General features: G+C 61.9%; 17 protein-coding genes. 10 read left to right on the top strand and 7 right to left on the bottom strand.

Annotated elements, in window-relative coordinates; all coding sequences use genetic code 11:
• The first annotated feature begins 47 nt into the window (after nt 1-47).
• A complete protein-coding gene (locus RDM88_RS00280; protein WP_308751999.1) occupies nt 48-221 on the top strand; it encodes a hypothetical protein in 174 nt (57 codons plus the stop codon).
• A gap of 56 nt (nt 222-277) precedes the next feature.
• Here the strand turns inward: RDM88_RS00280 and RDM88_RS00275 are convergent, their stop codons facing one another.
• The 6 genes from RDM88_RS00275 to RDM88_RS00250 form a co-directional block, all read right to left on the bottom strand.
• Complete coding sequence (locus RDM88_RS00275; RefSeq protein ID WP_308751997.1) at nt 278-457, bottom strand: hypothetical protein; 180 nt, start codon at nt 455-457, stop codon at nt 278-280.
• A gap of 97 nt (nt 458-554) precedes the next feature.
• Nucleotides 555-1,493, bottom strand: a complete 939-nt coding sequence (gene fba / locus RDM88_RS00270) for a class II fructose-1,6-bisphosphate aldolase (RefSeq protein ID WP_308751995.1) — start codon at nt 1,491-1,493, stop codon at nt 555-557.
• Nucleotides 1,494-1,607: 114 nt separating this feature from the next.
• Nucleotides 1,608-2,891, bottom strand: a complete 1,284-nt coding sequence (locus tag RDM88_RS00265; RefSeq protein ID WP_308751993.1) for an ABC transporter permease — start codon at nt 2,889-2,891, stop codon at nt 1,608-1,610.
• Nucleotides 2,878-3,627, bottom strand: a complete 750-nt coding sequence (locus RDM88_RS00260; RefSeq protein ID WP_308751991.1) for an ABC transporter ATP-binding protein — start codon at nt 3,625-3,627, stop codon at nt 2,878-2,880. Before RDM88_RS00260 ends, RDM88_RS00265 begins: the two co-directional genes overlap by 14 nt.
• 2 nt (nt 3,628-3,629) lie before the next feature.
• Nucleotides 3,630-5,312: an efflux RND transporter periplasmic adaptor subunit gene (locus RDM88_RS00255; RefSeq protein ID WP_308751989.1), complete on the bottom strand. Its 1,683-nt coding sequence runs from the start codon at nt 5,310-5,312 to the stop codon at nt 3,630-3,632.
• A 401-nt stretch (nt 5,313-5,713) separates the two neighbouring features.
• Nucleotides 5,714-7,336, bottom strand: coding sequence for a hypothetical protein (locus tag RDM88_RS00250; protein ID WP_308751987.1), 1,623 nt, complete (start codon nt 7,334-7,336; stop codon nt 5,714-5,716).
• A 516-nt stretch (nt 7,337-7,852) separates the two neighbouring features.
• Between RDM88_RS00250 and RDM88_RS00245 the strand changes: the two genes are divergently transcribed.
• From RDM88_RS00245 to RDM88_RS00205, 9 genes are all read left to right on the top strand, one after another.
• Nucleotides 7,853-8,161 (top strand): hypothetical protein, encoded by a 309-nt coding sequence (locus RDM88_RS00245; RefSeq protein ID WP_308751985.1) that lies wholly within the window; start codon nt 7,853-7,855, stop codon nt 8,159-8,161.
• A gap of 40 nt (nt 8,162-8,201) precedes the next feature.
• Nucleotides 8,202-10,214, top strand: a complete 2,013-nt coding sequence (locus tag RDM88_RS00240; protein WP_308751983.1) for a V-type ATP synthase subunit I — start codon at nt 8,202-8,204, stop codon at nt 10,212-10,214.
• 1 nt (nt 10,215) lies between these two features.
• Nucleotides 10,216-10,698, top strand: a complete 483-nt coding sequence (locus tag RDM88_RS00235) for a V-type ATP synthase subunit K (RefSeq protein WP_101550457.1) — start codon at nt 10,216-10,218, stop codon at nt 10,696-10,698.
• A 46-nt stretch (nt 10,699-10,744) separates the two neighbouring features.
• A complete protein-coding gene (locus tag RDM88_RS00230; protein ID WP_308751980.1) occupies nt 10,745-11,329 on the top strand; it encodes a V-type ATP synthase subunit E family protein in 585 nt (194 codons plus the stop codon).
• A gap of 22 nt (nt 11,330-11,351) precedes the next feature.
• Nucleotides 11,352-12,323, top strand: coding sequence for a V-type ATPase subunit (locus RDM88_RS00225; protein WP_308751978.1), 972 nt, complete (start codon nt 11,352-11,354; stop codon nt 12,321-12,323).
• A complete protein-coding gene (locus tag RDM88_RS00220) occupies nt 12,316-12,636 on the top strand; it encodes a V-type ATP synthase subunit F (RefSeq protein WP_308751976.1) in 321 nt (106 codons plus the stop codon). The genes RDM88_RS00225 and RDM88_RS00220 overlap by 8 nt, the downstream gene beginning before the upstream one ends.
• A 79-nt stretch (nt 12,637-12,715) precedes the next feature.
• Nucleotides 12,716-14,491 carry a V-type ATP synthase subunit A gene (locus tag RDM88_RS00215; protein ID WP_308751974.1) on the top strand — a complete coding sequence of 592 codons (1,776 nt, stop codon included), beginning with the start codon at nt 12,716-12,718 and terminating at the stop codon, nt 14,489-14,491.
• Nucleotides 14,491-15,870: a V-type ATP synthase subunit B gene (locus RDM88_RS00210; protein ID WP_308751972.1), complete on the top strand. Its 1,380-nt coding sequence runs from the start codon at nt 14,491-14,493 to the stop codon at nt 15,868-15,870. Before RDM88_RS00215 ends, RDM88_RS00210 begins: the two co-directional genes overlap by 1 nt.
• Before the next feature lie 6 nt (nt 15,871-15,876).
• Nucleotides 15,877-16,557 (top strand): V-type ATP synthase subunit D, encoded by a 681-nt coding sequence (locus RDM88_RS00205; protein ID WP_308751970.1) that lies wholly within the window; start codon nt 15,877-15,879, stop codon nt 16,555-16,557.
• A gap of 209 nt (nt 16,558-16,766) precedes the next feature.
• Here the strand turns inward: RDM88_RS00205 and RDM88_RS00200 are convergent, their stop codons facing one another.
• Nucleotides 16,767-17,300 (bottom strand): TetR-like C-terminal domain-containing protein, encoded by a 534-nt coding sequence (locus tag RDM88_RS00200; RefSeq protein ID WP_308751968.1) that lies wholly within the window; start codon nt 17,298-17,300, stop codon nt 16,767-16,769.
• Nucleotides 17,301-17,325 lie beyond the last annotated feature (25 nt).

Raw genomic sequence — 17,325 nt, 5'->3', positions numbered from 1 at the left:
ACATGGAATCGCAAATTCCGCGCAAGCTATCTGCGGAGGTGATTTTCATGCAGGAGTATCCGAACTTTTTTTCGTTCGGGTTCGGCGCGGACGTGACGATGGCCAGCTATTTCGACGCGCTTCCGCTGGAGGTAAAGCTCGCGATCAACGAGCATGCCGGCGAGATCCACTCGATCGAGGATATGCGCCGGTTCGCCCACCGGATGATGGCCGAGGGATAACTCCGGCTTTCCATAGATTAAGCGGCGGGGCGTGCGCCCCGCCGCTTTCCCTTCCCTCAGCGGGACAGCGGGCGGCCGTATGGATTGGTGCGGAAGTACTCCTGCTCCTCATAGATGCTTCGCGGCCCCCTCTGAAAGGAGTGCATGCCGGGAGCATTGATATTGGTCGGCCAGTTGCGTCCGTGGTGCCGCATCGGGGTCTGCACCGGGCGCGGGCCATAATAGTACGGTGCCATGCGCTCACCTCCTGCCCCATCCTATGCGCGCCGGACGCGGTCTGACGCAAAAAAGCCCGGCGGATGCCGTCCGCCGGGCTTTTCCCGATAAAACCGATTATGCCTTTCCGGCGCAGCCGAGCACTTCGGTGATCTTGTGGGAGACCATCTCCCTGACCGCGGTGCGCGCCGGGGTCAGGTACTGGCGCGGGTCGAAGTGGCTGGGGTTCTCCGCCATGTACCTGCGGATGGCGGCGGTCATCGCAACGCGCACGTCCGAATCGATGTTGATCTTGCAGACCGCCATCGCGGCCGCCTGGCGCAGCATCTCCTCGGGGATGCCGATCGCGTCGGGCATCGCTCCGCCGTACTGGTTGATGACCTTCACGAGGTCCTGCGGGACGGAGGAAGCGCCGTGCAGGACGATCGGGAAGCCTGGCAGGCGGCGGCTGACCTCTTCGAGAATGTCGAAGCGCAGCTGCGGCTTCTGGCCGGGTTTGAACTTGTAGGCGCCGTGGCTGGTGCCGATGGCGATGGCGAGCGAGTCGACGCCCGTCTTGCTGACGAACTCCTCGACCTCGGCGGGGTTGGTGAACTGCGCGTCGTCCGCCGCGACGTTGACGGCGTCCTCGATGCCGGCGAGCTTGCCCAGCTCTGCCTCGACCACGACACCGTGCGCGTGGGCGTATTCGACGACCCTGCGGGTCTCGGCGATGTTGTCCGCAAAGGAGCGGGAGCTGCCGTCGATCATGACCGAGGTAAACCCGCCGTCGATGCAGGATTTGCAGATCTCAAAATTCGCGCCGTGGTCAAGGTGCAGCGCGATGGGGATATCGGGGCAGTCGACGACGGCCGCCTCGACCAGCTTGACAAGGTAGGCGTGCTTGGCGTATTTGCGCGCGCCCGCGGAAACCTGCAGGATGACCGGCGCCTTCAATTCGGATGCGGCCTCGGTGATCCCCTGGACGATCTCCATGTTGTTGACGTTGAACGCGCCGACCGCGTACCCGCCCTCATAGGCTTTTTTGAACATTTCGGTGGTAGTGACCAACGGCATAAAAAACAGCTCCTTCCAAAATATCGGATTGCCTGAACAACTCTATTATACCATGTTGTCCGACCGGCGCAATTCCAAAAAGGACGGGCAAAAGCCCGTCCTTTTTGGTAAGTTTTATTCGTAGCGCAGCGCCTCGATCGGGTCGAGCTTCGCCGCCTTGTTCGCGGGGTAGTATCCAAAGAAGACGCCGATCGCCATTGAGAAGGTGACGGCCACCAGCACGACTGACGGCGACGGCCAGCTCGGCGCGCCGAGCACGACCGAACCGAGCCGCCCGAGCGTCGTGCCGAGCAGGACGCCGATGGTGCCGCCGATCAGGCAGATGATCATCGATTCGACGATGAACTGCACGCGGATGGCGCTGTTCTTGGCGCCGAGCGCCTTGCGGGTGCCGATTTCGCGGGTCCGCTCGGTGACCGAAACGAGCATGATGTTCATGACGCCGATGCCGCCCACGAGCAGCGAGATCGCCGCGATGACCGAAACCGCCATCTTCATCGTGCTCATGGTCGCGGTCATCTGGCCGATCATGCTGTCCATGTTCTGGGACACGATCTCGACATATTTGTTGTCCCGGTAGAAGGAGCGGTTGAAGAACTCCGCGGTGCGGTCGGCAAAATCCTGCACGTCCACGCCCGCCTTCGCCTTCACCTGCACGGCGTAGTAGCCGTCGACGTTTTTCGCGTCCGCGCCGCCGTCCTTGGCGATCTGCTTGGCCACCCCCACAGGGATAAACATTTGGCGGGAGGTATCCCCAGCCATGCTCGCCATGATGCCGGTGATCTGGTAATCGTAGACTCCCACGACGCTGAAGGTATAGAGCCCTCCCGTCAGCCGCACCTTGATCTCCTGACCGAGCGCCTGCTGCGGGGTCGTGCCGGGCATCAGCTTTTCGAGCATTCCCTTAGAGACGACCGCGACGTATTTGCCGCCGCTGACCTCCCGTTCGTTGAGGTCGTGGCCCGCGATCGGCTTGATATTCTGGATGCCAAGGGCGTTTGCGTTGACGCCATAGACCCAGGAGTCCGCCTGCCTGCGGCCCACCTGCGCCCGTCCGTTGCCCGCGTTGACCGTGACCGCCCAGCAGTCGATCTCGTCGGCAAACCGTTCGGTGTAGAGGTCGAGCATGTCGTCGTTAATATAGTCCTCCGCCTCATAGCTGCGGTTCCAGTTGAGGGCCCCGTTTTCATCCGGCTTGTCGGACATCATCAGCTGGAAGGAGTTGGCGCCCATGTCGTTGAAGACCGCGGTGACCGAGCTGGTCATCGCGTCGCCGACCGTCATGATCGTGATGACCGAGCCGATGCCGATGATGATGCCGAGCATCGTGAGCAGCGCGCGCATCTTGTTGGCGCGCAGGCCCGCGACCGCGAGGGCGATGTTTTCAAACAGCTGCACGCGGCAACCCTCCCTTCTCGGTCCGGATGATCCGCCCGTCGCTGATCGTAACGATCCGTTCGGTCTCGGCGGCGAGCTCGGGGTTGTGGGTGATCAGCACGATCGTCTTCCCCTCCTCCCGGTGCAGCCGGTGGAAGAGGTCCATCACCATGTGGCCCGTCTGGGTGTCGAGCGCGCCGGTCGGCTCGTCCGCGAGGATGATCGCCGGATCGTTGGCCATCGCGCGCGCGATGGCCACACGCTGTTTCTGCCCGCCCGACAGCTCGCTGGGCTGGTGCTTCATCCGGTCCGCCATGCCGACGAGGTCGAGCAGCTCCTTCGCGCGGCGGCTGCGGGCCGAAGCGCCCATGCCCGAATAGAGCATCGGCAGCTCAACGTTGCGCAGCGCCGAGGTGCGCGGGATAAGGTTGAAGGTCTGGAAGACGAACCCGATTTTGCAGTTGCGGATTTCCGAGAGCATGTTGTCGGGCACGTCGCGCATTGGCACCCCGTCGAGGGTGTAGCTGCCCTCTGTCGGCCGGTCGAGCGCGCCGATGATGTTCATCAGCGTCGACTTGCCCGAGCCGGAAGCGCCGACGATCGAAACAAACTCCCCCCGTCCGACCTGCAGGTCGATGCCCTTGAGGATTTCCAGCTCGTTGGGCTGGCCGATGTAAAAGCGCTTGTAGATTCCCCGCATGTCAATGATCAGGTCGCCTTCCGGCATGGGGCTCCAGGCAAGTTTTTCGTCGCTCATGCTCAGCCCTCCATTACGGCGCCCGCGGGAACCGCGCCGCCGGCCATGGCGGAAGCCAGCGCGACCGGCATGCCGGGGATGACCGTGCTCGCGTCGGAGAGCACCTGATCGCCGTCCGCTAGCCCGTCGGAAGAGATCTCGAGATAGAAGTCGGTCTCCATACCGGTGGTCACGGGAACGGCCGTCGCAATCATCGCACCCTCCTCGTTGGGCTTGGCGACATAGACCACGCTCTGTCCCTCGGCGTCGGTCCCCACCGCCTCAAACGGGACGGCCCAGACGTTCTCCTTCTTCTGCGTGACGATGCTGAGGCGGACGTTCATGCCGACGCGCAGCCCGGTGGAAGCGGGATTGATGAGGTTGACCTCCGTCTCGAACTCGACGCCGCCGTCCGTCTTGGTGGAGCCGTCCGCGGCCTTGACCGCCGTGGGGTAGATGCGGCCAACCTCTCCTTCAAACACCTCTTCGCCGGTGGCGTCCGACTTGATCTCTGTGAGCATCCCCTCCTGGACAGACGCAACGTCATACTCCTTGAGGGAGGTCTTTACGAGCAGGTCGTCGGTGTTCTCGATCACGAAGAGCAGCCCGGAGGCGGGGACCCCCTCCTTGGCGTAGACCGCCGTCACGGTACCGGAGATCGGCGCGGTAACGGTGGACTCCGAGAGGTCCTTCTGCAGCTTCTTGAGGGAGATCTGCTGGGAGGTGAGGTCTCCGTCGATCTCCTGCCCCCTGATGCTGTCCTGCAGGTTGTCGAGGTTGCGGTTGACGCTGTTTTCAATCGCGTTCTTGTTGGCGAGCGCGTTCTCATAGGCGATACGCGCGGAGCGGTACTCCTTGCTGTAGCTGCTCAGATCGCCACCGTATTCGTTGTCGTTCTTCTGCCATTCCTTGAGCGCCTCGTCGTAAGCCTTCTCCGAACGATCAAGCTCATCGATAACGTCCTGCGGGATCGGGGTGCCGTTATTCTTATGTTCCCGCTCGGCGATCTGATATTTCTTTTCTGCGTCCTGGTATTCATTTCGCGCACGGTTGAGTTTCTTCTCAAGGTTGTTCATCACCTCGTCCGCATGATCGAGGTCGTCCTTGTGCTCGTTGAGGTCGCGGCGCGCGTCGTTCAGGTTCTGCTGCGCGCTGCGCAGGGCGTTTTCCGCCGCGATCAGCTCCGCGTCGACGTTGTTGGAAATGTCGCTCTTGGCGTCCTCGAGCTTCTTCTGCGCGTTTTCCATCGCGTACTGGTTCTGGCGGGAAGCCTTGTTGATGACCGCCTGCTGTTCCGCGATCGACAGTTCAAGATCGGAGGTGTCGAGCTGGGCAAGCAGATCGCCCGCCTCCACGCGGTCCCCGACCTTTACCGCCACGGTGTTCACCGTGCTGTTGAGGGTCGTATGTACATAGGAGGCCTCCGCGCTCTCCACCGTGCCGGTCAGGCTGATGCTGTTGACCAGGTCGGACTTCTGCAGGGTGGTGGACGCGACCGGGGCCATCACCGGCGCGCTCGCAAAGAGGAACTTCCATCCGATCGCCCCGACCGCCACAACCGCCACCACGGCGATGACAATCCGTTTTTTGTGGGATTTGCGCTTGGTAAAGCGGGCGATGTCCTGATTCACCCCGGCGGGATTCGGCGTCTCCTGTTCCGCGCCGGGCGCGGTGGATTCCGGATTTTTCTTTTTTATCCCCAGCATTCCTTATAACCCCTTTATTTAAGAATCTTTTTCAGCCGGACGCCCGGACGGGCGTCGTGAAACTCCTTTGATAGAAACGACATACCCTGCCGTCTGGATTCAGGCGTGTGAAATTATTTCCGCCTATTGTATTAACATAACGGTACAATAATACAGTATTGCTAAAAAAATGTCAACATCTATTTCACACAAAGAGATCATACAGGACGGTTCTTACCGATTTTGCAACAGTTTTCTTACATTTCTCTTACTTTTTCGTACAAAAAGCGGAGCGGCCCGCGCAGATGCGCGGACCGCTCCATGCTATAGGGGGTGAGGGTGTGAAGATGTCATTTTTAATTCCGTGCCCCGGACTCTGTCTTCAATATAACACAAACTTGCGGAAAGTCAACTGTTTTTGCCTATCTTCCCCTCCTGCGCCGCGCCCCCCAGATAACGAGCGTCAGCACACAGGAGAGCAGCGCCGCAACCGCCACCGCGGCCGCCGCAAAGACCGCTAGACCGAAGGGGTTTTCCGCGCCGCCGGTCGGTTCCTGCGGTTTGGCCGGCTCCTCCGCAGAGGACTCGGGCGGATCGTCCTCCTCCGCCGCGATTTCAACGTCGGGAAGCGGCTCCTCCCCGGAAGGCTCGGGCAGGACGCTCGCGGCAGGTTCCGACGAATCGGAGGAGGCCGCCGGAGGCGTATAGACGGGAACAGTCGGAGTGTAAGCCGCCGGCGGCCGGGTCACGGCGGGCGCCGCGGGAACGGCAGGGGCCGATGCGCTTGAAACGGGCGCGGGATCGTCGAAACGGTCCCCCCGCTCGTAGAGGGAAAGCAGATTGTTCATCGTGTAGTAGTCGCGCGAAGCGGGGATGGAAACGACCTCCTGCCCGCGGATCGTAACGCTCTCCCCGCGCGTGGGCCGCAGCACCAGCATGACCCGGCGGCCTTTCAGCTCCCTCAGCAGGTCGGCGGGGATCTCGGTACGGGTCCCGATGTTGACGCGCAGGCGGTCGTCCTCCTTTGCATCGTGCACCGCGTCGATCACCGACTCCCAAAAGGAGGTGACGACGTAATCCCGGCGGTCATTCCGGGAACGATAGCGGTACCAGTCGTCATCGTCATCATCGTCGTCCCGGCTGGAGGAACGCTCCCGATAGAGGCGGAACCGGCCGAGGGTGCTGGTCGTAAAAGCGAGGTAGTCGCGCGAAACGCTCGCGGAAATCTCCCCGTCCGGACTTTTCAAATAGTAATCGCGGGAACTGCTGATGTTGCCGGGAAGCGCGACGTATACGACGATCGGCGCGGGCAGCGACGCGGAGCTGCCGTCCACCTCCAGTTCGAACTGAAGCACCGAACTGCCCGACGGCTTCTGCTGGTAGAGCTTCACCACGCGGTTTCCCCCGGTGGCCGCCGCCACGCCGTAGGCGTGGGAGCCGCGCGGGATACGGTTGCTCGAAACGCCGTCGTCCCGCACGTCGACCGTCGTTTCGTGGGTGTATCCGAACCGTTTGCAGTACTCCGCGTCGAGCTTTTCGAGCGTCGACCGGGAAAGCCTGTCCTGCTCGCGGCCGCTCAACGCGCGCACCGCCTCGGCGATGTGGCGGACCTCGTCGTCCGTCATGCCCGAAATGGCGCGGACCGCCTCGGTGACCGCCGACGCGGTGTCATAGGCGGGGCCGGGGGATTCCTTCGGCTCCACGGTGACCGCGACCGCCTGCCGCGCCTCGGAATAGATTTTCTCGTTCTGCTCCGCGGGCTCCGGAGTGAAGATGACCGTGTAATTCCCGGAATCCTCCCGCGTGAGCGCCCGATCAAAGGGTACGCCGGACGCCCAGGCAAAGCTGCCGGACAGGGTAACCTCCCCGTCCTTCGCGGTAAAGGCGATCTCCGTGAGCTTCCGCCCCTCTTCCAGCGTCTTTTCCGTCGGGGAAATGGCCGGCACGGCCGCGTCCTCTGCGAAAGCGGGCAGCCCCGCGCACGCAAACAGCAGGGCCAGCGCGGCGGCCAGCCACCGGAGCCCTCTGCGTCGGCCTCTGTTCATCCCGTCTCCTCCCCGATCTGTCCATACAGATTGCGAAAACCGTCTCGTTTTCCGACAATCCGGTAAATCTGTCTAATTACGGCCCCGGCGCGGAATGCTATGATTGACGCAGGCCGCCTTCTACCGCCATTTTACTACGGATTCCCTTTCCGTTCAACCCCAAACGGCTTTTTCTTCCATTGTGTCCTCACAAAATAATTAATTATTATTTTTCACAAAATTACTTCCAATTATACCTTGATTCTGTTGCCTTTATATAGTACAATAACAGTATCTTTTTCCCTTTTCTATTATATAATGTAACGAAAGGGCCGGAAAATCCCCGATGATGTGCCTTTGGCCCCATTTGTGGAATGATAATAAAAATTTATCGTAAATTTCCTTCAGCGGGCCGCGCTTTGTTGATTCTTCCCAAAAAAGGCGGTATACTATACAGGATATCCCAACATCGTTTACCCGGCCATGGGGCCTTCCATACACGGATCCAGTAAAATCAGATAAGTGGGTGGTGATACTATGGAACAGGAGACCATTCGGGCCGTCCGCGATGCGGAACTTGCGGCCGAACAGATCGAGCAGGAGGCGGCGCGCCAACGGGAGGAGCTTCTCGCGCGGGCGAAAGCCGACGCTGCCGAAACGGTCGGCCAGGCGGTCGCCGGGGCGAAAGCACGGGCGGACGCGGCGCTTGCCGAAGCAAAACAACTGGGCGAAGCGATGCAGAGCGAGGCGCTCGAATCCGTCAAGAAGGAAATTGCCTCGCTGCGCGCCGGCGCGGATGCAAAGGGGGCCGAGGTCCGTCGCCTGATTCTCTCCGAGCTGATCTGATCCCCCTGCCCAATTTCATGAAAAAGGAGGCATCCGTTTCATGGCGGTGCTGCAGATGCAGCGCATCAGCATATGCGCGCTGAAAAAAGACCGCAAGTCCATTCTTGAAACCTTGCAGCGGCGCGGCGTCGTCGAAATCTCCGACCTGGCCTTGCAGGACAGCGTCTTTGAAAAGGCCGACACCTCCGCCGTCCGGTCGCAGTTCGAAAAGGACCTCTCCGCCGTCAACCAGGCTCTCGAGGTGCTCGACGCCTATTCCCCCGTCAAGTCCTCCCTGCTTTCCTCGCTCGAGGGGCGCGGGCCGCTGACCGCCGGGGAGTATGCCGCGTTCGGCGAACGTGCCGACGATGTGCTCTCCCAGGCGCTGCGCCTGAACGCGCTCTCGAAGAAGATCGCGGAGAACCGGGCGGAAATCCTCAAGCTCGAGACCCAGCTTGACGCGCTCGTTCCCTGGCTCGGACTCGACGTTCCGCTGCGCTTTTCCGGAACGCGCTCCACGGCGGCGTTCATCGGCTCCTTCCCCGAGGACCTCTCCCTCGACGAGATCTATTCCCGGATTGCGGGACAGGCCCCCGACGCGACGGTCAACGTCGACCTCGTCAGCCATTCGCAGGATCAGACCTGCGTCTTCATCGTCGCCCCGCGCGCCGAGGCGCCCGCGGTCGACGAGGCGTTGCGCGCCATCGGCTTCACCCGGCCCGCTTCCCCGCCCGCCGAAAGCCCTGCCGAGCGTAAGAAACTGCTCGAAGCGGAGATCGCGCAGGCGAACGAGGCGATCGAGGCCGCCCGGACGGAGATCGTCTCGCACGGCGGCGACCGCCCGGACCTCAAGCTGCTGGCCGATTACCTGCGGCTGCGGGCGGAAAAATACGACGTCATCGGGCGGCTCATGCAGTCCCGGCGGGCGTTCATCCTCTCCGGCTACGTCACCGCGCGAAACGCCCAGCCGCTTTCGGAGGAGCTCTCCTCCAAATTCGACGTGGCCGTAGAACTCACCTCTCCCGGGCCCGACGAGGACGTGCCGGTCGTGCTCAGGAACAACCGCTTTTCCGAGCCGGTCGAATCGGTCGTCGAAAGCTACAGCCTTCCCGGCAGGCATGAGATCGACCCGACGACCATCATGTCCTTCTTCTATTACATCCTCTTCGGCATGATGCTCTCCGACGCGGGCTATGGCCTCGTCATGACGATCGCCTGCGCGGTCGTGATCCTCAAGTACAAGAACATGGAGCCCGGCATCGGCAAGATGGTCAAGATGTTCTTCTGGTGCGGGCTGTCCACCACCTTCTGGGGATTCATGTTCGGCAGCTTCTTCGGGGATGCGGTCGCGGTCATCTCGTCGACCTTCTTCCACAGCGATTTGGCGCTGCGGCCCATCTGGTTCGAGCCGGTCAGCGAACCCATCCGCCTGCTGACCTTCTCCTTCCTCATCGGCATCATCCACCTCTTTGTCGGGCTGGGGCTCAAATTCTACCAGTACGCGCGGGAGGGGAAATATTACGACGCAATCTGCGACGTTGTGTTCTGGTACCTGCTGGTCGGCGGCGGCATCGTCTACCTGCTGACCATGCCGATGATCACCGAGATGCTCGGCATCCCCTTCCAGCTTCCGCCGATCGCCGCAACTGTCGCGGTGTGGTGCGCGCTCGCGGGGCTCGTCGGGATCGTCCTGACAGGCGGGCGGGATTCCAAAAATCCCTTCGCGCGTCTGGCGCAGGGGCTTTACAGCGCCTATAACGTCACCGGCTATCTCAGCGACATCCTCTCCTATTCCCGCCTGCTGGCGCTCGGTCTGGCGACCGGCGTCATCGCGCAGGTCTTCAACAAGATGGGCAGCATGGCGGGCGGCGGCATCGTCGGTGCGATCATGTTCATCGTCGTATTCCTGATCGGCCACACGCTGAACATCGGCATCAACCTGCTGGGCGCCTACGTTCACACCAACCGCCTGCAGTTCGTCGAGTTCTTCGGCAAGTTCTATGAGGGAGGCGGCCGCGCGTTCACGCCGTTCGCAGCCCATACGAAATATTACAAATTTAAGGAGGAAATCTGAAATGAGTTCTTTGGGAATTGCTTTTGCGTTGCTTGGTGCGGCCCTCGCCGCTTTGATGGCTGGGATCGGTTCCGCGATCGGCGTCGGCATGGCCGGCGAGGCCGCGGCTGGCGCGGTCACCGAAGACCCCAACCGCTTTGGTAAGGTCCTGATTCTTCAGCTTCTCCCCGGCACGCAGGGCATCTACGGCCTGCTGATCGCCTTCATCACCCTGACCCAGATCGGAATCCTCGGCGGCGACCCCAACATCTCTCTCGTCAAGGGCCTGCTCTATTTCGCCGCCTGCATGCCGATGGCGTTCGTCGGCCTCTGGTCCGCGATCCGTCAGGCGCGCGCTTCCGTCGCCTCGATCAGCATGATCTGCAAACGTCCCGAGACGTTCGGTAAGTCCATGATCTTCCCGGCGATGGTCGAGACCTACGCGATCCTCGCCCTGCTCGTTTCGATCCTCTCGATCTTCGGCGTCGGCGGCCTGAGCCTGTGATCCCCGGCGGAATGTTCCGCACTTTCAAAGTAAGGAGAATTCTGCTATGACCGGACTAGAAAAAATTGTACAGCAGATTCGGGACGAGGCGCAGCAGGCCGCGGACGCGGTCATCGCACAGGCGAAGGAGGAGGCCGGGCAGATCGCCGCGAAGGCGGCGGAGGACGCGCAGGCGCAGTCCGGCGCGATCCTGGCCAAATCGAAAACCGACGTGCAGAACCATCTGGCCGCCGCGAAATCCGCCGCCGAGCTGGCGCAGCGCCGGGCGGTGCTCGCCGCCAAGCAGGAGATCATCGGCGAAGCGATTGAAAGCGCCCGCCAGTCGATCTACAAGCTCCCCGATTCCGACTATTTCGCGCTGATCCTCAAAATGATCAGCAAGTTTTCCCTCCCGCAGGAGGGCGAGCTGCTCTTCTCCCCCGCCGACCTCGGGCGGCTGCCCGCCAGCTTCGAGACCTCGCTCGCGAAATCCGCGAACGGGAAGCTCACCGTCTCGCGGGAGACCCGCGCCATCGACGGCGGCTTCGTGCTCAGCTACGGCGGCATCGAGGAAAACTGCTCGATCGAGGCGCTCTTCTATGCGGCGCGCGAGCGGCTGCAGGACCGGGTCCAGGAGCTCCTCTTCTCTTAAATCGCGCAAAGGAGGTTAGGCAATGTCCGATTCGTTATATACCTATGCCGTTGCGCGTATCCGCTCCAAGGAGCTCTCTCTCCTCAACTCGCAGGCGATCGAACAGCTGCTCGCGGCCAAGAGCCATGACGAGTGCATGCGCCTGCTGGCCGACCGCGGCTGGGGGGACGGAGAGCCCGGCATCGGCGCCGAGCGCATGCTCGCGGCCGAGCGGGAGAAGACCTGGAGCCTGATCGGGGAGCTGGTGGAGGACATGTCGGTCTTCGACGTCTTCCTCTACGCCAACGACTACCACAATCTCAAGGCCGCGGTCAAGCTGGTCTGCACCGGCGAAGAGGACTTCGGCATCTTTATTTCGCACGGGACGGTCGATTATCGCGCGATTCTTGACGCCGTGCGCCAGAAGGAATTCGGCCTGCTGCCCGAGGCGATGCGCGCCCCCGCCGAGGAGGCGTATACCGCCCTCTCCCAGACCCGGGACGGCCAGCTCTGCGACATCGTCATCGACCGCGCCGCGCTCGAGGCGATCGAGCGCGCCGGGCGGGAGAGCGAGAGCGATCTGATCGCCAAATACGCCGAGCTCACCGTCGCGGCGGCGGACATCAAGACCGCCGTGCGCTGCCAGAAAACGGGCAAGCCCCTCGAGTTCATCCGCCGCGCGCTGGCGCCCTGCCGGTCGCTCGATGTCTACCAGCTCGCGCGCGCGGCCGCAGACAGCCTCGAGGCCGTCAGCGACTACCTCTCCGCGACCGACTACGCGGCCGCCGTCTCGGCGCTTGAGCAGTCGCCCTCCGCGTTCGAGCGGTGGTGCGACAACGTGATCATCGAGTCGATCCGCCCGCAGCAGTTCCAGGCGTTCGGCATCGGGCCGCTCGCCGCCTATATCCTCGGGCGGGAAAACGAGATCAAGTGCGTGCGGATCATCCTCTCCGGCAAGCTCAACGATTTGCCGGAGGCGTCGATCCGGGAAAGGATCAGGGAGATGTATGTATAGGACAGCAGTCATGGGGGACCGGGACAGCATCTACGGTTTCGCGGCGCTCGGCCTGGACACCTTCCCGGTCACCGACCCGGCCGAAGCCGCAAAGCAGCTCCGCAGGCTCGCGGAGGGCGATTACGCGGTGATCTACGTCACCGAGGCGCTCGCCGCCCAGCTCGAAACGGAGATCGACCGCTACCGCGCCCAGCGCCTCCCCGCCATCATCCCCATCCCCGGCGTCTCGGGGAACACCGGCATGGGCATCCGGAACGTGAAAAAATCGGTGGAGCAGGCAGTTGGCTCCGACATCATCTTCGGCGGCAACTGACCGCCGGCAAAATAGGGCTTTCGCGGACCCCGCAGCGGCGGGGCCTCCGAAACCGGAATAGAGCAGGTGAAAGCAAGCTATGAGCAAAGGTACGATCAAAAAGGTGGCCGGCCCGCTGGTCATCGCCGAGGGGATGCGCGACGCCAACATGTTCGACGTGGTGCGCGTTTCCGGGCAGCGCCTCATCGGCGAGATCATCGAGATCCACGGCGACGAGGCGTCGATCCAGGTCTATGAGGAGACCTCCGGCCTCGGCCCCGGCGAGCCGGTGGAATCGACCGGCGTGCCGATGAGCGTCGAGCTCGGCCCCGGCCTCATCTCGAATATCTACGACGGCATCCAGCGCCCGCTGGAGGAAATCCGCGCGAAGATCGGCAACTCGCTCGCGCGCGGCGTCGAGGTCCCCTCCCTCGACCGGGAGAAGAAATGGCACTTCACCCCCGCCGTCCGCCAGGGCGACGCGGTCGTCGCGGGCGACGTGATCGGCACTGTGCAGGAGACGGAGATCGTCCTGCACAAGATCATGGCCCCCGTGGGAGTCGTCGGCACGATCAAATCGATCGAAGAGGGCGACTATACCATCACAGAGACGGTCGCCGTCATCGAGACGGCCAACGGGGCCGAACAGCCGCTGACGCTGATGCAGCGCTGGCCGGTCCGCCGCGGGCGCCCCTACAAGGAAAAACTCTCCCCCGACATGCCGCTGGTCACCGGCCAGCGCGTCATCGACGCCCTCTTCCCCATCGCCAAGGGCGGCGTGGCCGCCGTTCCCGGGCCGTTCGGCTCGGGCAAGACGGTCATCCAGCACCAGCTGGCGAAATGGGCCGAGGCGGACATCGTCGTCTACATCGGCTGCGGCGAGCGCGGCAACGAGATGACCGACGTGCTCAACGAGTTCCCCGAGCTGAAGGACCCGAAAACGGGCCGCAGCCTGATGGAGCGCACCGTGCTGATCGCGAACACGTCGGATATGCCCGTCGCGGCGCGCGAGGCGTCGATCTACACCGGCATCACGATCGCCGAATACTTCCGCGACATGGGTTATTCGGTCGCGCTGATGGCCGACTCGACCTCCCGCTGGGCGGAAGCCCTGCGCGAGATGTCCGGCCGCCTCGAGGAGATGCCCGGCGAGGAGGGCTACCCCGCCTACCTCGGCAGCCGCCTCGCGCAGTTCTATGAGCGCGCCGGCCGTGTCATCACGCTCGGCTCCGAAGGCCGCGAGGGCTCCCTCTCGGCGATCGGCGCCGTCTCCCCTCCGGGCGGCGACATCTCCGAGCCGGTTTCGCAGGCGACGCTGCGCATCGTCAAGGTCTTCTGGAGCCTCGACGCGCAGCTTGCCTACCAGCGCCACTTCCCCGCCATCAACTGGCTGACAAGTTATTCGCTTTACACGGATACCACCGAAAAATGGTTCAACGAGAACGTCGCGTCCGAGTGGTCCTCCCTGCGCCAGCGGATGATGCTGCTTTTGCAGGAGGAATCGGAGCTGCAGGAGATCGTCCAGCTCGTCGGCATGGACGCGCTGTCCGCGCCCGACCGCATCAAGCTGGAGGCCGCGCGGTCGATCCGCGAGGACTTCCTGCACCAGAACTCCTTCCACGACGTCGACACCTATACCCCGCTGCCCAAGCAGTTCACGATGATGAAGCTTGTGCTCGACTATTACGACGCGGCGGTCGAGGGCCTCTCCAAGGGCATCCCGGTCGATTCCCTCGTCAACCTGCCGGTGCGCGAGCAGATCGGCCGCTTCAAGTACATCCTGCCCGACCAGATCGGACCGGAGTACGAGTCGATCCAGCGGGAGCTCGCCAGTGAGATCGCCGAGCTCGCGGCCAAACAGAAGGAGGAGTTCTAATGCCGAAGGAATATCGTACCATACAGGAGGTCGCGGGACCTCTGATGCTGGTCCGCGGCGTGGAGGGCGTCACCTTCAACGAGCTGGGTGAAATCGAGCTTGCCAGCGGCGAAAAGCGCCGCTGCAAGGTGCTGGAGATCAACGGCAGCGACGCGCTGGTCCAGCTCTTCGAGTCCTCGACCGGCATCAACCTCTCCAACTCCCGCGTCCGCTTCCTCGGGCGCAGCATGGAGCTGGGCGTCTCGGAGGATATGCTCTCCCGCGTCTTCGACGGCCTCGGCCGCCCGATCGACGGCGGCCCGGAGATCCTGCCCGAAAAACGCATGGACATCAACGGCCTGCCGATGAACCCGGCCGCCCGCAGCTACCCGCAGGAGTTCATCCAGACGGGCATCTCCGCGATCGACGGGCTCAACACGCTGGTCCGCGGCCAGAAGCTGCCGATCTTCTCGGCGTCCGGCCTGCCTCACGCCCAGCTTGCCGCGCAGATCGCGCGCCAGGCGAAGGTGCGCGGCGCCGACGAGCAGTTCGCGGTCGTCTTCGCCGCGATGGGCATCACGTTTGAGGAGTCCAACTTCTTCATCGAATCCTTCCGCGAGACGGGCGCGCTCGACCGCGCCGTGCTCTTCATCAACCTCGCGAACGACCCCGCCGTCGAGCGCATCGCGACCCCGCGCATGGCGCTGACCGCGGCCGAGTACCTCGCGTTCGAGAAGAACATGCACGTGCTGGTCATCCTCACCGACATCACCAACTACGCCGACGCGCTGCGCGAGGTTTCGGCGGCCCGCAAGGAGGTCCCCGGACGCCGCGGCTATCCCGGCTACATGTACACCGACCTCGCCTCCCTCTACGAGCGCGCCGGGCGGCAGAAGGGCAAGACCGGCTCGATCACGATGATCCCCATCCTGACGATGCCCGAGGACGACAAGACCCACCCGATCCCCGACCTCACCGGCTACATCACCGAGGGACAGATCATCCTGTCGCGCGAGCTCTACCGCAAGGGCGTCACCCCGCCGATCGACGTGCTGCCCTCCCTCTCCCGTCTGAAGGACAAGGGCATCGGCGCCGGCAAGACCCGCGCCGACCACGCGAACACGATGAACCAGCTGTTCGCCGCCTATTCCCGCGGCAAGGACGCGAAGGAGCTGATGGTCATCCTCGGCGAGGCCGCGCTGACCGATATCGACAAGCTCTACGCCAAATTCGCCGAGGCGTTCGAGCAGGAGTACGTCTCGCAGGGCTACAACGCCAACCGCGACATCGAGGAGACCCTCGACATCGGCTGGAAGCTGCTGCGCATCCTGCCGCGCAGCGAGCTGAAACGTATCGACGACAAGTTCCTCGATCAGTATTACGGCCAGCAGGAGGGGTGATGCACCGTGGCTAAAACACAGGTGAACCCGACCCGCATGGAGCTGACCAGGCTCAAGAAAAAGCTGGTCACTGCCACGCGCGGCCACAAGCTCCTCAAGGATAAGCGCGACGAGCTGATGCGCCAGTTCCTCGAGTTGGTGCGGGAAAACAAGGCCCTGCGCGAAACTGTGGAGGCGGGCATCGCCGCCGCCAACAAAAATTTCGTGCTGGCGCGCGCGGGCATGGACGACGAGGTGCTCAACGTGGCGATGATGGCCCCGATGCAGGAGGTCTACCTCGAGGCTTCTGAACGCAACGTCATGAGCGTGGAAATCCCCGTCTTCGCGTACAAGACCCGCTCGGGCGACGAAAACAACATCTATTCCTACGGCTTCGCCTTCACCTCCTCCGACCTCGACGGCGCGATCAAGTCCCTCTCGGACATCCTGCCCGACCTGCTGCGGCTGGCCGAGGTGGAGAAGTCCTGCCAGTTGATGGCGGCCGAGATCGAAAAGACCCGACGCCGCGTCAACGCGCTCGAACACGTCGTGATCCCCGAACTGCGGGAGAACATCAAGTACATCACGATGAAGCTCGACGAGAACGAACGCAGCACCCAGATCCGCCTGATGAAGGTCAAGGACATGATGCTCGAGGAAGCGCACCACTACAAGGAGCATACAGGCCAGGCCTATACTCAGTCCTAAACTACAAAATAGGACCGCCAAAAGGGCGGCCCTCATAAAACAGCATCGGAATGTTTTCGGGAAACGGCGTAGCTTCGGCTATGCCGTTTCTCCGTTTTGTAGGTTGTTGAGCAAAGACGCGGGCAGTATTCCCACAAGGCCATAGGAAATGTCAATCTGCTATTCCCTCTGAACGCTTGACCTGTCGGGAGCATGAACATAAATCGTGTCTATTGTAATGCAACACGCCCTTGGTATTCGCTACGAATAATTTCGTCCATTTCTTCCGGCGTTTCTTTGCACCCGCCTGCAAGCCACTTTTTCACAATCGCATTAAATCCACTTCTGAAAAACTCAATATGGTATTCAACATGTCGATTACCAAAATCTTGCTTTGCTTGATGAATGTCATAATACCTGAGCTTGAATTGATTATCATAGCCGAGCTTAAAGTAGGTGCAGTAAAACAGTTGATTATCCCTGATGTGGCGAAACAGTTTCAGATAATCATTGCTGTTAAACTTCTGCGTTGTCTCTGCTTCATAAAGTAAATCTACTTCTCTTTCCAAATCTACTCTTACTTTGTCCGCAAGTTCATAAATGTCTACATAGTTCGCGTAGAAAGTGCTGCGGTTCAATTCACACCGCTTGCAAATGTCCGAAACGGTTATTTCGTGAAGTTCCTTTGTCTGCAGCAATTCAATAAAGACCTTTTCAATGCGTTCAATGGATTCGCGCCGGCGTCGATTGTTTTTTGTGTTCATGGTAGCCCTCTTTTATTATTCCAAC

This window comes from uncultured Anaerotruncus sp. (assembly GCF_902490045.1).
Classification (GTDB): Bacteria; Bacillota; Clostridia; order Oscillospirales; family Ruminococcaceae; genus Anaerotruncus.
The sequence above is the reverse complement of the archived record's forward strand: the minus strand, read 5'-3'. Positions and strand labels throughout refer to the sequence as shown.

Bases quoted from the DNA above. Each gene is read 5' to 3' on its own strand.
- RDM88_RS00280 (WP_308751999.1), top strand. From the start codon at position 48: ATGCAGGAGTATCCGAACTTTTTTTCGTTCGGGTTCGGCGCGGACGTG.
- RDM88_RS00275 (WP_308751997.1), bottom strand. From the start codon at position 457: ATGGCACCGTACTATTATGGCCCGCGCCCGGTGCAGACCCCGATGCGG.
- fba (WP_308751995.1), bottom strand. From the start codon at position 1,493: ATGCCGTTGGTCACTACCACCGAAATGTTCAAAAAAGCCTATGAGGGC.
- RDM88_RS00260 (WP_308751991.1), bottom strand. From the start codon at position 3,627: ATGAGCGACGAAAAACTTGCCTGGAGCCCCATGCCGGAAGGCGACCTG.
- RDM88_RS00255 (WP_308751989.1), bottom strand. From the start codon at position 5,312: ATGCTGGGGATAAAAAAGAAAAATCCGGAATCCACCGCGCCCGGCGCG.
- RDM88_RS00250 (WP_308751987.1), bottom strand. From the start codon at position 7,336: ATGAACAGAGGCCGACGCAGAGGGCTCCGGTGGCTGGCCGCCGCGCTG.
- RDM88_RS00245 (WP_308751985.1), top strand. From the start codon at position 7,853: ATGGAACAGGAGACCATTCGGGCCGTCCGCGATGCGGAACTTGCGGCC.
- RDM88_RS00240 (WP_308751983.1), top strand. From the start codon at position 8,202: ATGGCGGTGCTGCAGATGCAGCGCATCAGCATATGCGCGCTGAAAAAA.
- RDM88_RS00235 (WP_101550457.1), top strand. From the start codon at position 10,216: ATGAGTTCTTTGGGAATTGCTTTTGCGTTGCTTGGTGCGGCCCTCGCC.
- RDM88_RS00230 (WP_308751980.1), top strand. From the start codon at position 10,745: ATGACCGGACTAGAAAAAATTGTACAGCAGATTCGGGACGAGGCGCAG.
- RDM88_RS00225 (WP_308751978.1), top strand. From the start codon at position 11,352: ATGTCCGATTCGTTATATACCTATGCCGTTGCGCGTATCCGCTCCAAG.
- RDM88_RS00220 (WP_308751976.1), top strand. From the start codon at position 12,316: ATGTATAGGACAGCAGTCATGGGGGACCGGGACAGCATCTACGGTTTC.
- RDM88_RS00215 (WP_308751974.1), top strand. From the start codon at position 12,716: ATGAGCAAAGGTACGATCAAAAAGGTGGCCGGCCCGCTGGTCATCGCC.
- RDM88_RS00210 (WP_308751972.1), top strand. From the start codon at position 14,491: ATGCCGAAGGAATATCGTACCATACAGGAGGTCGCGGGACCTCTGATG.
- RDM88_RS00200 (WP_308751968.1), bottom strand. From the start codon at position 17,300: ATGAACACAAAAAACAATCGACGCCGGCGCGAATCCATTGAACGCATT.